Raw genomic sequence first — 16,032 nt, forward strand, 5'->3', positions numbered from 1 at the left:
GGGTGGCGTTGGCAATGGTGGGCAGCTCGCTGTGATCGGCACTGATCAGTTGCAGCAGCGCGGCCTTCTCCCAGGCCTGTTGCTGGCTGGCTACCGACCGATAGTGAGCGCTCCAGTTACCCGCTTGTTCGCTGAAGGATACGCGCAGGGCATCGTGGTGCAGCACCAGGGCTTGTAGTGCTTGTTTGAGGTGCTCAGATTGCAGCGCCTGGGCGGGCCGTAGCATGACTGCCTGGTTCCAGTGGTGCTGCTGCGGAATGTCTTGCTCAAAGAACACTTGCTGGATAGGCAGCAGTGCAAGCGTACCCTGTGCAGGGCCTTGATCCATGACCTGGCCGGCCTCGCCAACACGGGCTACTGACGCCAGGCCCTGAACGGTTTGGTGTTGGAACAGCTCCTTGGGGGTGAAGTAGATCCCGGCCTGTCGGGCGCGACTAACTACTTGGATCGAAATGATCGAGTCGCCGCCCAACTCGAAGAAATTATCGGTGAGCCCCACATGTTCACGTTTGAGCACGTCTTGCCAGATCGCTGCGATATGTTGTTCCAGGGCACTTTGTGGCGCGATAAATGTAGGCTGCGTCTGCACAGCGTCGGGAGCGGGTAAGGCTTTTCGGTCGAGCTTGCCATTGGGGGTCAGTGGTAGCTGTGCAAGGAAAATCAGTTGCGCCGGCACCATGTATTCCGGCAGATGTGTCTTGAGGCGGGTTTTGATCGAGTCGCGCAGGCGTGACTGAACTGCTGGGTGCGCCAGCACCTCCCCGCAGTGGGATGGTGCGATATATGCCACCAACTGCAATCCGCCGACACCTTCGAGCGCCAGCACCGCGACTTCTCGGATGTTATCCATTGCCAACAGCCGAGTTTCGATTTCACCGAGTTCGACACGGAAACCACGAATCTTCACTTGATGGTCTATGCGCCCGACGTACTCGATCACGCCATCGGCGCGATAACGGGTCAGGTCAGCGGTGCGGTACAAGCGCTCGCCGGTGGTGGAAAAGGGGTTGGGTACATACTTTTCGGCGGTCATCGCTGCCCGGCCCAAGTAACCCCGGGTTATCCCGGCACCGGCCAGATGCAGCTCAGCGGCAACCCCGGTGGGTACTGGCTGCAGGTCGGCATCGAGCAAGTAACTCTGGGTATTGTGCAGCGGCCGGCCAATGTTGGCCTGGCCTGCTACTTCGCGGCGAGTCCAGGTGGAATAAGTGGTGTCCTCGGATGGCCCATAAAGGTCGTAGACGTGCTCAACCGTGGCCTGCTGGTAGAGGCTATCGACCAACGATTGCTTCAGTGGCTCGCCCGCAAGGTTGATGATGCGCACGCTCTCGGGGATCTGCCCGGCGCGCTGCAAGGCATTGATCGCCGACGGCACGGTATTGATCAGGCGCACCTGGTCGCGGGCCGGCAGGTCGGGCAGTTCCAGGGCATTGCGCGCGAGGATCAGCGAGCCGCCGTTGGCCAGGGTGACGAAGATTTCCCATACCGAAAGGTCGAAGCACACCGAGGTCGAGGCCAGTACCCCCTGGATATCTTCGTAGCTGTAGACCTGCTGCGACCAGTGGATCAGCGCCAAAACGTTGCTATGGGCAATGGCCACGCCCTTGGGCTTGCCAGTGGAACCGGAGGTGTAGATCACGTAGGCCAGGTTATCGGGCGCGGCCCGAGTAACCGGTACTGTCAGCGGGTATCCCGACAGTTGATCCATCAGCAGCACCTGCGCCTGGGTCTGGGGCAAGTCTGCGAGCAGATCGGCCTCGGTCAGCAGCACCTGGGCGCGACTGTCTTCGAGCATGTAGGCCACGCGGTCGGCGGGGTAATCCGGGTCCAGCGGCACATAGGCGCCGCCGGCCTTGAGCACCCCGAGCAAGGCGACGATCAACGCGTCGGAACGCTGCATGGCCACGCCGACCCGCACTTCGGGACCAACGCCCAGTTCGATCAGCTTGTGGGCCAGTTGATTGGCCTGGCCGTCCAGTTGGCGATAGCTCAGGGTCTTGGTGCCGTAGGTCAGGGCCAGGGCGTCCGGCTGACGCTCAACTTGCTCGGCGATCAACTGGTGAATACTGCGTTCCACAGGGTATTCAGATACCGTCGTGTTCCAATCACGGATTTGCTGTTGATAATCAGCGCTGTCCAGTAACGGCAGCGCCGCAACGCGTTGTTGGGGATTGGCAACAATGCCTTGCAACAGATGCAGCCAGTGACGGGCCATGCGTTCAATAGTCGAGGTATCGAACAGGTCGGTGGCATAGGTGAGGGTCGCCGACAGGCCATCCCCGGACTCGAGCGTGGTCAGTGTGAGGTCGAATTGTGCATTACGGTCCTCCCAGGTCAGGCTTTCGACAATCAGTGGCTGTGGATTGGTGCTCGCTGGCTCAGAGCTATGCTGGTTGTCACTGTGGTGGTTGTACATCACCTGAAACAGCGGGCTGTGGCTCAGGCTGCGTTCTGGCTGTAGGGCTTCCACCAGATAGCCGAAAGGCAGGTCCTGATAGGTCTGGGCATCCAGGGCTGTTTGCTTGACCTGTAGCAGCAAGTCGCTGAACCGGGTCTGATCGTTGAACGTTGCCTTAAGCACTTGGGTGTTTACGAAAAAACCGATCAAAGCTTCGGTTTCGACGCGGTTGCGGTTGGCGATGGGCACACCGATACGAATATCCGTCTGGCGGCTGTAGCGATGCAACAAGGTCTGGAACGAGGCCAGCAGCAACATGAACGGGGTCACGCTGAACTGTTTGCCCAACTCCTTGAGCGCCAGGTCCAGCGTGGGCTCCAAGGCGATGTTCAGGCGCGCCCCACGAAAACTCTGCACCGCCGGCCGCGGATAGTCCGTCGGCAATTCCAGCACCGGCTGCTCGCCGCCCAATTGCTTGTTCCAGTACGCCAGTTGCCGCTCACGCTCGCCCGCTTCCATCCAGTGCCGTTGCCAGATGGCGTAGTCGGCATACTGGATCTGCAACGGCGCCAGGGTGATGTCCTGTCCCCGGACGAAGGCGCCGTAAACCTGCACCAGTTCGCTGACCATGATTTGCATGGAGGCGCCATCGGAGACAATGTGGTGTTGGGTCAGTACCAGTACGTGGTCGTCGTTGGCCAGGTGTAGCAACTTGACTCGCAGCAGTGGGCCGTTGTGCAGGTCGAAGGGTTGTTGGGTTTCGTGTTCGACGAAGTCTTTGATCTGCTGTTGTTGTTCGCTTTCGCTCAGGTGTGCGTCTAGGCGGACTAGTTCCACCGCGAGAGGCATGTGAGGGGCGATGACTTGCACCGCGCGCTCATCGATTTGCTGGAAGGTGGTGCGCAGGCTTTCATGGCGTGCCACCAGGGTGTTGAACGCGTGTTCCAGTGCTGGCACGTCCAACGCGCCGCGCAGACGCAGGGCGGTGGGGATGTGGTAGGCGGCGCTGGTGGGATCCAACTGCCAGAGGAACCATTGGCGCTCCTGGGCAAACGACAGCGGGATGAGCTCGAACTCACTGCGCACTTCGGGGATCGGCAGGTTGGCGGGCGAGACGCCTTCGGCCAGCATTTTTTCCAGGTACAGCGTGCGCTTGTCCAGGGGCAGGGTGATGAAACGCTTGGCGATTCGGGTGGCGACGCTCTTGTCCATTACAGTTGCTCCATATCGTCAAGCAGCGCTTCGAGCTTGCTCAATTTTTCGGTATCGAATTGCCCACCGCTGCTTTGCAGTTCACTGACGAATGCGCCCAGGGTGGGGAATTGAAAGAGTTGTTGTGGGGTCAGTTGCATGCCCAACTCCAGTTGGGCGCGTGAGACCACACGCACCACCAGCAGGGAATGCCCGCCCAGTTCAAAGAAGTTGTCATCCAGGCCTACGCGCTCCAGTTCCAGGACTTGTTGCCAGATATCCGCCATCTGTTGTTGCAACGGGGTTTGGGGGGCGACAAAGGCGCGTTGCGACTGGACGGCCTCAGGCATAGGCAAGGCTTTGCGATCCAGTTTGCCGTTGGGCGTCAGCGGCAGTTGATCGAGGAACACCAGGTGCGCAGGGACCATGTAGGCCGGCAGGTTTTCCTGGAGCCTGGCCTTGATCAGCGGGCGCAGTTGGTCCTGGGATGCTGCGTCTGGGAGTGATTGACGGGTAACCACGTACGCCACCAGTTGCTGGCCGTCGAGGTGTTCCTGGGCCAGCACCACTGCTTCGCGTACGTCGGGGTGTTGTAGCAGGCGGCTTTCGATTTCGCCCAGCTCGATGCGGAATCCGCGGATTTTCACCTGGTGGTCGATACGCCCGATGTATTCAATCACCCCGTCCTGGCGATAGCGGGTCAGGTCACTGGTGCGGTAGAGCCGCTCGCCACTTGCCGAGAACGGGTTGGGCACGAATTTTTCAGCGGTCAGCGCCGCCCGGCCCAGATAACCTCGGGTTATGCCGGCGCCGGCCAGATACAGCTCGGCCGCAACGCCCAGGGGAGCCGGTTGCAGGTCCTGGGTGAGCAGATAGCTGGCGGTATTGCCGACCGGGCGGCCGATGTTGGCCGAGCCTGCGACTTCGCGGCGGGTCCAGGTGGAGTAGGTGGTGTCCTCCGAGGGGCCGTACAGGTCGTAGATGTGGGTGACGCTGGTCTGTTCGTAGAGCGTATCCACCAGGGTCTGTTTCAGTGGTTCGCCGGCGAGGTTGATGATGCGTACGCTGTCTGGAATCTGCGCGGCACGTTGCAAGGCGTTGATAGCAGAAGGCACGGTATTGATCAGGCGCACCTGATCGCGTGCTGGCAGGGTTGGCAGTTCCAGGGCATTGCGCGCCAGAACGATATGGCCACCGCAGGCCAGGGTCACGAACAGCTCCCACACCGACAGGTCGAAACAGATCGAGGTCGAGGCCAGTACCCCTTGCAAGTCTTCGCGTGAATACACCTGAGCAGACCAGCGAACCAGGGCGCAAACGTTGCGATGGGCAATGGCCACGCCTTTGGGCAGGCCAGTGGAACCCGAGGTATAGATCACGTAGGCCAGGTTATCGGGGGTTACCGTAGTGATAGGCGGCTGCTCGCTGTAACCGGCCAGCCAGGCGTCACCGGGCTCGATCGTCAGCACTTGAGTGGTCGCGTGGGCGCGCAATTCGTCCGGCAATTGTTGGCCAACCAGCAGCAGGTGCGCGCGGCTGTCGTCGAGCATGTAAGCCACGCGGTCGGCCGGGTAGTCGGGGTCCAGCGGCACATAAGTGCCACCGGCCTTGAGTACTGCCAGCAATGCGATCAGCAGGTCGCCGGTACGTGGCATGGCTACGCCGACCCGCACTTCCGGGCCGACCCCAAGCTCAATCAACTTGTGGGCGAGGCGGTTGGCACGTTGGTCCAATTGCTGGTAGCTCAGGCGTTGCTCACCGTCGATCAGTGCCAACTGCCCGGGGGTTTCCTGGGTCTGGCGATTGATCAGGTGGTGAATGCACTGCTCATCGGCAACCGACAGTGGAGCGCTGTTCCATGTGTTGAGGATCAAGGCTTGTTCGGACTTGTCCAGCAGGTTTAGCGAGCCCAGCGCACGGTCGGCGCTGTCCATCAAACCGTTCAACAGTTGATCCATGTGCCGGGCGATCTGCTCGATCAGCGCATCGCTGAAATTCGCCCGCACGTAGCGGTACTGCAGGGTCAGGCTGGCACCCAGGCCAACGCTCAGGGTCAGTGGATAGTTGGTCTGCTCCTGGCTATGCACCGGACCAAAACGCAAGCCTTGCGGTGCGCCTTGTTCCAGGGCTTCGGAGATCGGGTAGTTCTCGAACACCAGGATGTTGTCGAACAGGCTTTCGCCGCCCACTCCTGCCTGGCGCTGGGTTTCGAACAGTGGTGTGTGTTCGTGCTCACGCAAGGACAGGTTCTGTGCCTGGACCTGCTGTAGCCACTGCGCAACGCTTTGCTCTGGGCGCGGGCTGGCCGCCACGGGCAGGGTGTTGATGAACAGGCCGATCTGTTGCTCGACGCCATTGAGCTGTGCCGGACGCCCGGCCACTGTGGCACCGAAGCACACCGTGGTTTGGCCGGTGTAACGCTGCAACAGGAGTAGCCACGCCGCTTGCACCAGGGTGTTGGTGGTCACTTTCTGTTGGCGGGCAAAGGTGTTGAGGCGCTCGGTAGTGGCGGGGTCAATGACCTTGCGGTATTCGCCATGGCCTTCTCCAGGTACTAGCGTCACGCTTTGGCCGAGCAGGGTTGGCGACTCCAGGCCGCGCAATTGCTCTTGCCAGAAGCGCTGGCTGGCGGCGCTGTCCTGCTGCTGCAACCAGGCGATATAGTCGCGATAGCGCCCGGTATTGGCGGTTACGGCTTGCCCACTGTAATGCTGCAACACCTGGCCCATGAGCTGGGAGTTGCTCCAGCCGTCCATCAGGATGTGATGACCGGTGTAGATCAGGTGATAGCGCTCGGCGCCGGTCTGTGCCAGGGCCAGGCGCAACAACGGTGCTTGATCCAGCACGAACGGCCGCTGCAGTTCAGTCAGGGCCAGCGCGTCAAGTTGCTGTGCATCGTGGCTGCCCAGGGCGTATACGCTGAACGGCACCTGCGCTTGCTTGAGTACCCACTGCAATGGTTGCTCCAGCCCTTGCCAGACAAAACCTGTGCGCAGGATGTCGTGATTGTCCATCGCAGCTTGCCAGGCCTGCTGGAAACGCTGCGGGTCAAGCCCGTCGATATCCACGCGCAATTGGTTGATGTAATTGCCGGTCCCTTGTTCATACAAGGTATGGAACAACATACCCTGCTGCATCGGCGACAATGGGTAGAGGTCGGCGATCTGTGCGGCAGGTATGGGCAAGCGATCCAGCTGTGCCTGACCAATAGCGGCCAGAGGCACATCCGAGGGCGTCAGGCCGCGGTGGGCCGGATCAAGGCAATGGGCGATGAGGGCGGCAAGCTCTTCGGCGTATTCATCAGCCAGGTACTGGATGGTGGCCTCGTCGAACATCTCACGGCTGAACAGCCAGTTCAGGCTCAACTCGCCAGCGTAGATCTGGCCGTTGAGCGTCAACCAGTTGCCCAGCGGCGCGTCCGGGCTTTGCTCGGCACCCGTACCTTCGCTGGCCGGGCTGAACAGGGCCTGTGCATCGGCGCTGAAGCTGCCATCGAACTGGCCCAGGTAGTTGAAGGTAATGCGCGGCTCAGGCAGGGCCGCCAAGGTTTCGCAGGCCCGGGCATCGCCCAGGTAGCGCAAGGCACCGAAGCCGATTCCTTTGTTGGGGATGGCCCGCAGTTGTTCCTTGATCTGCTTGATCGACGCACCCAGGTCATTGGCAACAGGCGTCAGTGCCACCGGGAACAGGCTGGTGAACCAGCCTACGGTGCGCGTCAGGTCCACGGGTTCGAACAGCTCTTCACGGCCATGGCCTTCAAGCTGGATCAAGCACTGTGGGTGGTGGGTCCATCGACTGATCACCCGTGCCAGCGCTGTCAGCAGCAGGTCATTGATCTGGGTGCGGTAGGCGGCGGGAGCTTCTTGCAGCAACTGCCGGGTAAGGGCCTTGTCCAGCCGGGTATTGACGCTATGACCGTGACGGTTTTCCAGGCTGGCGTCGCAGCGAGCACCAGGCAGCTTGCCCTGGGCATCTTTCAACTGGGACTGCCAGTAAGCGAGCTCTCCCGCCAGGCCACCCTGGGTGGCATGGCGTTGCAGATGCTCGGCCCAGGTTTTGCCTGAGTCGGTTTTTGCCGGCAGGCTGATGATCTGCCCCGCTAAGGCTTGCTGGTAAGCGGTCTGCAAGTCTTCAAACAGGATGCGCCACGACACGCCATCAATCACCAGGTGGTGGGCCGCCAGCAGCAGGCGCTGGGTGTTATCGGCCAGGGTCACCAGCACCGCTCGCAGCAGGGGGCCCTGGGCCAGGTCGAGACTGGCCTGGGCCTGGTTGCACAACTCGTCCAGCTCCGTGGTGGAGAGGGCGCAGGCTTGGTACAACGCAGGAGCCTGTTGCCAGTCCTGCTGCTGTTGCGCCACCGAGCGATAGTTGGCCTGCCAGCCTGCAGTGTTTTCGCTGAAGCTCAGGCGCAAACCGTCATGATGGAGGATCAGGGCCTGCAGCGCCTGCTCGAGCGCATCGGCCTGCAACGGTGCCTGGGCCGATAGTAGTACTGCCTGGTTCCAATGGTGACGCTCGGGGATCGCCCGCTGGAAAAACGCCTGCTGTACCGGCAGTAGAGGGGTCGGCCCCGTGAGCGGTTGTTGATCGATTTCCTGCGCGGGCGTACCGGTGCGGGCCAGGATGGCCAGTTGTTGTACGGTCTGGGCTTCGAACAGTTCTTTGGGGCTGAATTGAATCCCGGCCTGGCGCGCGCGACTGACTACCTGGATGGAGATGATCGAATCGCCGCCCAGTTCGAAGAAGTTATCGGTCAGGCCGACGTTCTGTACCTTCAGTACGTCTTGCCAGATATTGGCGATTTGCTGTTCCAACTCGCTCTGCGGGGCAACGTACCGGACCTGCACCTGGCTGGCATCTGGTGCCGGCAGGGCCTTGCGGTCCAGCTTGCCGTTGGGACTCAGCGGCAGGGCATCGAGGAACACCCAGAGTGCCGGGACCATGTAGTCCGGCAGGTGCTCCTTGAGGGTGTTCTTGAGGGTCTCGCGCACTGCTTCGTTGGCGTTGGCGCTTGGCACCACGTAACCGACCAGTTGCAGGCCGCGACCGCTGTCCACAGCCAGCACGGCGGCCTCACGAACCTCGGCCTGCTCCAGCAGGCGTGCCTCGATTTCTCCCAGCTCAATGCGCAGACCACGAATCTTCACCTGATGGTCGACACGGCCGATGTACTCGATCACGCCATCGGCTCGCTGCCGCGCCAGGTCGCCGGTGCGATACAGGCGCTGGCCTTTGGTAAAGGGGCTGGCAACAAAGCGCTCGGCAGTCATGCCCGCACGGCGGTGGTAACCACGGGCCAAGCCTTCACCGCCCAGGTATAACTCGCCCACCAATCCCACCGGTAATGGGGCCAGATCGCTATTGAGAACGAACGTGCTGAGGTTAGCGATGGGCTGGCCGATCGGTACGGTGTGAGCCTGTTCCTCGCGGCAGGTCCAGTGGGTGACGTCGATGGCAGCTTCAGTAGGGCCATACAAGTTGTATAGGCTGGCACCCGGCAGGCGGGCGAACACCTGTTGTTGCGTATCCACCTGCAAGGCCTCGCCGCTGCAGACAATCCGGGTCAGGCCGGTGCAACGCTCACTGCTATCGTCCTGCAGGAAGGCTTGCAGCATCGACGGTACGAAATGCAGGGTCGTCACCTGGTGCTCGGTGATCAATTGCACCAGTTTTTGCGGGTCACGATGATCCCCAGGACCCGCCACGACAAGGCGGGCACCGGTCATCAAGGGCCAGAAAAACTCCCACACCGATACATCAAAGCTAAACGGGGTTTTTTGCAGCACGGTGTCGTCGCCGCTTAACCCATAGGCTTGCTGCATCCAGCACAGACGGTTGGTCAGGGCACTGTGGCGGTTGCCGGCACCTTTGGGTTTGCCGGTAGAGCCCGAGGTGTAGATCACGTAGGCGAGGTTTTCCGCTGCCACGCTAATAGCTGGATTGGTGTCCGGCAAGGCATCCAATGCCAGGGTATCCAGGCACAACGTATGGAGTGTTGCTGGCAGTGGCAGGGTGCTGAGCAGCGATTGCTGGGTCAGCAGCAGGTCGATACCACTGTCGTCGATCATGTAGGCCAGGCGGTCAGTCGGATACTCAGGATCCAGCGGCACATAGGCCCCGCCCGCCTTGAGGATGGCGAGCAAACCAACGACCATTTCCACGCTGCGTTCCAGCGCAATCCCCACCAGCCGGTCCGGGCCTACGCCCAGAGCGATCAGATGATGGGCCAGTTGGTTGGCCCGGGCGTTGAGTTGGGCGTAGCTGAGACGAACATCTGCAAATATCAGGGCCGCTGCGTCGGGAGTCTGCTCGACCTGGTGTTCGATCAGCGCCTGTACCGGCCGCTCCAACGGGTAGTGCCTGGCAGTATCGTTCCAGCGATGCACAACCTGCGCGCGCTCGCTGTCGTCCAGCAAGTTTAGCTCGCCGATGGCTCGGTCTGGCCGTTCGGTGAGGCGCAACAGCAGGTTGTGCAGGTGCTGCGCCATCCGTTCGATCACGGCTTCGCTGAAGGCGTCGTGGGCGAAGCTGTAGTGCAGTGACAGGGTTTCCCCGGCATTCAGGGCCAGAGTCAGCGGGTAGTTGGTCTGTTCGTAGGTGTCGACGTTGCCAAACTCCAGGCCTTTGGGGGCCTGTTGTTCAAGAGCGTCGGCGATCGGGTAGTTTTCGAACACCAACAGCGTGTCGAATAACGCTTCGCCGTTGTGCCCGGCCCAGCGTTGAATATCGGCCAGCGAGGTATGTTCGTGTTCGCGCAACGACAGGTTCTGCGTTTGCACGGCCTGTAGCCATTGATCGACCCGGGTTTGCGGGTTGACCGTGGCAATCACCGGCAGGGTATTGATGAATAGTCCGACTTGCTGCTCGATACCGGCGATATCTGTCGGGCGCCCGGCGACGGTGGCGCCGAAGCACAGGCTGTCCTGTCCAGTGTAGTGATGCAACAGAAGCAGCCAGGCGCCTTGCAGCAGAGTGTTGAGGGTGACTTTCTGGCGACGGGCAAACTCGTTGAAGTAACGGGTCTCGACGATACCGAAGTGCTGGTAATGATTACCGTGGCCGGTGGCGGTGGTAGGTACGCTGACCAGGCTGCTGGCAAGGCGGGTGGGTTCTTGCAGTGTCGCCAGTTGGGCTGCCCACCAGGTTTGGCTGGCGCTGCTGTCCTGGCGTTGCAGCCAGGCGATGTAGTCGCGGTAGCGCCCCATTCTGGCCGGCAAGGTCTGGCCGGCGTAGCGTTGGAGGATCTCGCCCATGAGTTGGGAGTTGCTCCAGCCGTCCATCAGGATGTGGTGTACGGTGTAGATCAGGTGGTGTTGGGCTTCCCCGGTCTGAATCACCTGCACGTCCAGTAGCGGCGCACGAGCCAGGTCGAAGCGCTGTTGCAAACGCTCCCAGGCCAGTTTATCCAGTGCTGGTTGCAGGTCTGCGTGTTGCTGCCAGTCGTGGCAGACCATGGGCAGTGTCAATTGCTTATGGACCACTTGTACCGGTTGTTGCAGCTCACCTTGCCAGATGAACGAGGTACGCAGGATATCGTGGGCGTCCATCGCCTGTTGCCAGGCATCACGCAAGCCTTGTGGGTCGAGGCCGGTAACGTTCAGGCGCATCTGGTTGACGTAGGCGCCAACGTTTTGCTCGTAGAGCGAATGGAACAGCATGCCTTGCTGCATCGGCGCCAGCGGGTAGATGTCGTCGATCTGCGTGACGGCTATTGGCAGTGCGTCTAGTTGCGCTTGGTCGAGGTGGGCGAGGGGGAAGTCCGAAGGCGTTACGCCACGGTTATGTGGGTCGCAGCAATGCTCGATCAGTTGTGTCAGCTCCTCGGCGTATTCATCGGCCAGGGCTTGCATGCGTGCGGGCTCGAACATCTGCGCACTAAAGGTCCACACCAGGCTCAGTTCGCCGTCGTATACCTGGCCGTTGAGGGTCAACCAGTTACTCAGCGGTGCCTCGGCGCTGTGTTCAGCACCGCTGCTTTCAGGAGCTGGAGCAAAGAGGGCGTCGTCGTTGGCGTTGAAGCTGGTGTCGAACTGGCCCAGGTAGTTGAAAGTGATGCGTGGCACTGGCAGCGCTTGTAGTACTTGCCGCGTCTCGGGGGGGGCCAGGTGGCGCAGGACGCCGAAGTCCAGGCCTTTGTTCGGGATGCTGCGCAATTGCTCCTTGATCTGTTTGATCGTGGTGCCGTGGTCGGACTGGGGCGTCAAGCACACCGGGTACACCGTGGTAAACCAGCCCACGGTGCGGGTCAGGTCGATGTCGTCGAACAAGGTTTCGCGGCCATGGCCTTCGAGTTGGATCAGCACCTGTGGCTGGGCGGTCCAGCGGCTGATGACCCGTGCCAGTGCAGCGAGCAACAGATCGTTGATCTGTGTGCGGTAGGCGCTCGGGGCATCTTGCAGCAGACGTCGGGTCAGATCCTGATTGAGATGGGTATTGACGGTCTGACTGTCTGCTTTCTTCAGGCTGGCGTCAGCGCGTATCACTGGCAGATCGGCGCAGCCGTCTGCCAGTTGTTGCCAATAGGCGATCTGTCGTTGTAGTTCGGCACTTTGACCGTAGTCCAGCAGACGCTGGCCCCAGGCTTTATAGGCGCTGGTTTTCTCCGGTAAGGAGAAACCTTCACCCGCTTGCACCTGACGATAGGCCATCTGCAAATCATCAAACAAAATCCGCCACGACACGCCGTCCACCACCAGGTGATGAATAGCCAGCAGCAAACGCTGGCTACCGTCCCCCAGGCTGACCAGCACCGCTCTAAGCAACGGCCCGTCTTGCAGGTTGAGGCTGCGTTGGGCTTCGTCGCCCACCGAGTGCAACTGTGTGGCGTCGTCGATGCGGGTTTGCCATAGCACCGAGGTTGTGCTCGGGCGGTATTCGGCGTGCCAGCCGTGTTCAGCCCGGGTGAAATTCAGGCGCAGGGCGTCGTGGTGGTGGATCAGGGCGTTGAGGGTCTGTTCCAGCAGGTGCGGGTCCAGGGGGGTGGCGGGTTTGAGCAGGACTGATTGGTTCCAGTGGTGACGCTCGGGGATGTCGGTGTCGAAGAACAGGTGTTGGATCGGCAGCAGCGGGGCTGGGCCTGTGACCGGGCCCTGGTCGATTGCGAGGCCCTGGCCGTGGTTTTTTGCCACGCTGGCCAGGCCCTGGATGGTCTGGTGCTGGAACAGGTCCTTGGGGGTGAAGTGGATACCGGCCTGGCGCGCGCGGCTGACGACCTGGATGGAGATGATCGAGTCGCCGCCCAGTTCGAAGAAATTGTCGTTCAGGCCGATTTTTTCCAGCTTGAGTACGTCTTGCCAGATGCTGGCGATACGCTGTTGCACTTCGTTCTGCGGGGCTACGTAGGCGTGTAGGGCCTGGCTCGCGTCGGGGGCGGGCAGGGCCTTGCGGTCGAGTTTGCCGTTGGGGGTCAAGGGCAGTTGCGCGAGGATCAGCAGGTGGCCGGGGACCATGTAGTCCGGCAGGTGTTCGCCGAGGTGGGCCTTGAGGGTCTCGCGCAAGGCCTCCTGGCGGGCAGTGTCCGTTGCCAGCGCTGTCGGCACCACGTAGCCCACTAACTGCGCGCCGCCCAGGGTTGGGTGGGCGATGACCACGGCTTCGCGCACCGCCTCGTGTTGCAGCAGTTGCGCTTCAATTTCCCCCAGTTCGATACGCAGGCCGCGGATTTTGACCTGATGGTCGATGCGCCCGATGTAGTCGATGACCCCATCGGCGCGGTAGCGGGCCAGGTCGCCACTGCGATACAGGCGCGCGCCGTTGCCTGCGAACGGATCGGGAATAAAGCGTTCGGCGGTCAGCCCCGGGCGCTGGTGGTAGCCCTGCGCCAGGGAGTCGCCGCCGATCAGCAGTTCGGCGCTGGTGCCCATGGGGCACAGTTGCAGGTCGTGGTCCAGCAGGTAGGTGCGCACGTTGGCGATGGGGCGGCCGATAGGGGCAATGGCGCCCTCGGGCAAACTCTGGACATCAAAGAAGGTGCTGTCGATGGTGGCTTCGGTTGGGCCGTAAAGGTTGCACAGGCGGCCGTTCCAGCGTTCGCGCAATTGTGCGACCAGCGGGGTGCCGAGGGCTTCGCCGCCGAGCAGCAGCAGGCGCAGGGATTGCATCTGTGCGCCCTGTTCATCGGCGAGCAAGGCTTGCAGCAGGGAAGGCGCCATTTGCAGCACGCTGATGCGCTGGGCGGCTACTTGCGACCACAGCACTGACAGGTCTTCGGCCAGCTCGCTGGAAGCCAGGACCAACTGCGCACCGTTGAGCAATGGCAGCCAGAACTCCCACACCGAGGCGTCGAAGCTAAAGGCGGTTTTTTGCAAGACCCGGTCCGCAGCGCTCAGGCCCAGTTCGCCCTGCATCCACAGCATATGGTTGGTCAGGGCGCCATGACGCACTTGCACGCCCTTGGGCTGCCCGGTGGAGCCGGAGGTGTAGATCATGTAGGCCAGGTTGTCGGCGCTGACCGTTACCTGGGGGTTGGCGCTGTCATAGCCTTCCAGCCAGTCGCTGTCCTGGTCCAGGCTCAGGGACGGCAGGCTGTCAGGGGCGGGCAATGCCAGGCTGCTTTGGCTCAGCAGCAGGCCGATGCCGCTGTCGTTGATCATGTAGGCCAGGCGTTCGGCGGGGTAGGCCGGGTCCAGCGGCACATAGGCGCCGCCGGCCTTGAGCACGGCCAGCAGGGCGATGACCATCTCCAGGCTGCGTTCAAGGCCAAGGCCCACGCAGACGTTGGGGCCGACGCCCAGTTCCAGTAGCTTGTGGGCCAGTTGGTTGGCGCGGCGATTGAGCTGGTCCAGGGTCAGTTGCTGGTCGCCGAACACCACGGCGACAGCCTGTGGCTGGCGTTCGGCTTGCTTGGCGACCAACACGTGCACAGGCGCTGCGTCGGGGTAGTCGACGGCCGTGGCATTGCACTGCGCCAATTGCTGCCCGCGCTCTTGGTCGCTGAGCATCGGCAGTTCGCCGATCAGGGCATGGGGCTGCTCGATCATGCCCTGCAACAGGTTCTGCCAGTGCCCGGCCAGGGTGGCGACGGTCGCCGGACGCAAGCAAGCGGCGTCGTATTCAAAATGCGCGGTGATCTGCTGCTGGCTGTATTCCACGTCCAGCGACAGGTCGAACTTGGCCTGCAGCGGGTGGCTGTCCATAAACCTCAGCTCCAGCGGGCCCAGGTGCAGGGCCTCTTCCTGCGCGGCGCCGACGCGCCAGTTGAACAGGGTCTGGAACAGCGGGTTGGCCTGGGGGCTGCGTTGCAGGTGCAGGTCTTCGAGGATCAGCTCGATGGGGTAGTCGGCATGTTCCAGGGCGGCCAGGGACTGCTGGCGCAGGCCCTGGAGGAACGCGCTGCAGGTTTGCTCGGGCGCCAGCCGCGCGCGATACACCTGGCTGCTGACAAAAAAGCCCACCAGGTCCTGGATCTGCGCCTGGTTACGGGTGGCGTTGGGCACGCCGACGGTGAAATCGACCTGGCCGCTGTAGCGCCCCAACAGCAACTGCCAGGCACCCAGGAGCACCACGAAAGGCGTCAGGCCCTGTTGCTGGCAAAAGGTCTGGAGGCGCTCGCTCAGGTGGGCGGGCAACGCGTTCCGATGATGGCCGGCACCGGCGGGCTTTTCCAGGCGCTCGCGAGGCAGCTCCAGGGTGGGGATTTCGTCGCCCAGGCAGGCTTTCCAATACTGCGCGGCTGCGCTGTGTTGCGGCGTCTGCGGGTAGTCCTGGCGCTGCCATTGGGCGTAGTCGGCGTACTGGATGGCCGGGCGCGGCAGGGCCTGGCCCGGTTGGCCGAGGGCGCTGGCCAGGTCGTGGATCAGGATCGGGTTGGACCAGGCGTCCGAGACAATGTGGTGCATGTTGAGCAGCAGCACGTAGTCCTGTTCGGCCCGTTTGAGCAGGCTGCTGCGAATCAGCGGCGCCTGGCGCAGGTCGAAGGGTTGGGTGGCGTGCTGGCGGATACGCTGTTGCAGCAGCAGGTCGCGCTGCTGGCTGTCCAGGGCGCTCAGGTCCTCTTCCAGCAGGGTCAGCCGCGCATCATGCTCGATGACTTGCAGCGGCGTGCCGTCGGTGTCGCGAAAGGCGGTGCGCAGGATATCGTGGCGGTCGATCACCCGGTTCAGCGCCGCTTCCAGGGCGCGCGCGTCTACCGGGCCCTTGAGGGCAATCGTCCGTGGCAGGTTGTAGGCATGGCTCTGGGGATCGAACTGTTGCAGGAACCACAGGCGCTGCTGGGCGAACGACAGCGGTACCGGGTCATGCCCGGCGAGGCTCTGGATGGACTGCCCGGCGCCGGCTTCATCGGCCAGCAACAGGGCCAGCAGGTCGTCGTCGGGAAGTTGGTTCAATTGGTTCATGATCGATCTCGTCGCCGTCGGCAGAGGAAATAAGCTGTGTCAGGAAGACGAAGTTCGATCGATCAGATTTAGGCGCAATAGCCGGCGGGAGGCGTTGTAGGAGCC

At 62.1% G+C, this 16,032-nt stretch carries 2 protein-coding genes (1 of these 2 only partly in view); both read right to left on the reverse strand.

The genetic code is table 11. The features are described from left to right. On the reverse strand, positions 1-3,610 hold the 5' end (the start) of the coding sequence (locus HBO19_RS23480; RefSeq protein ID WP_170058411.1) for a non-ribosomal peptide synthase/polyketide synthase. 13,925 nt of this gene lie to the left of the window's left edge; 3,610 of the gene's 17,535 nt are visible here — the first part of the coding sequence; its start codon is at positions 3,608-3,610; its stop codon lies beyond the left edge, outside the window. Then, entirely contained in the window at positions 3,610-15,927 is a 12,318-nt protein-coding gene (locus tag HBO19_RS23485; protein ID WP_170058412.1) for a non-ribosomal peptide synthase/polyketide synthase, read from the reverse strand. The genes HBO19_RS23480 and HBO19_RS23485 overlap by 1 nt, the downstream gene beginning before the upstream one ends. Positions 15,928-16,032: the final 105 nt, after the last annotated feature.

It is taken from the genome of Pseudomonas sp. WS 5021 (genome assembly GCF_012985535.1).
In the GTDB taxonomy this organism is placed as follows: domain Bacteria; phylum Pseudomonadota; class Gammaproteobacteria; order Pseudomonadales; family Pseudomonadaceae; genus Aquipseudomonas.

Excerpts from the sequence above, each read along its gene's own strand:
- HBO19_RS23485 (WP_170058412.1), bottom strand. The coding sequence starts at position 15,927 with ATGAACCAATTGAACCAACTTCCCGACGACGACCTGCTGGCCCTGTTG.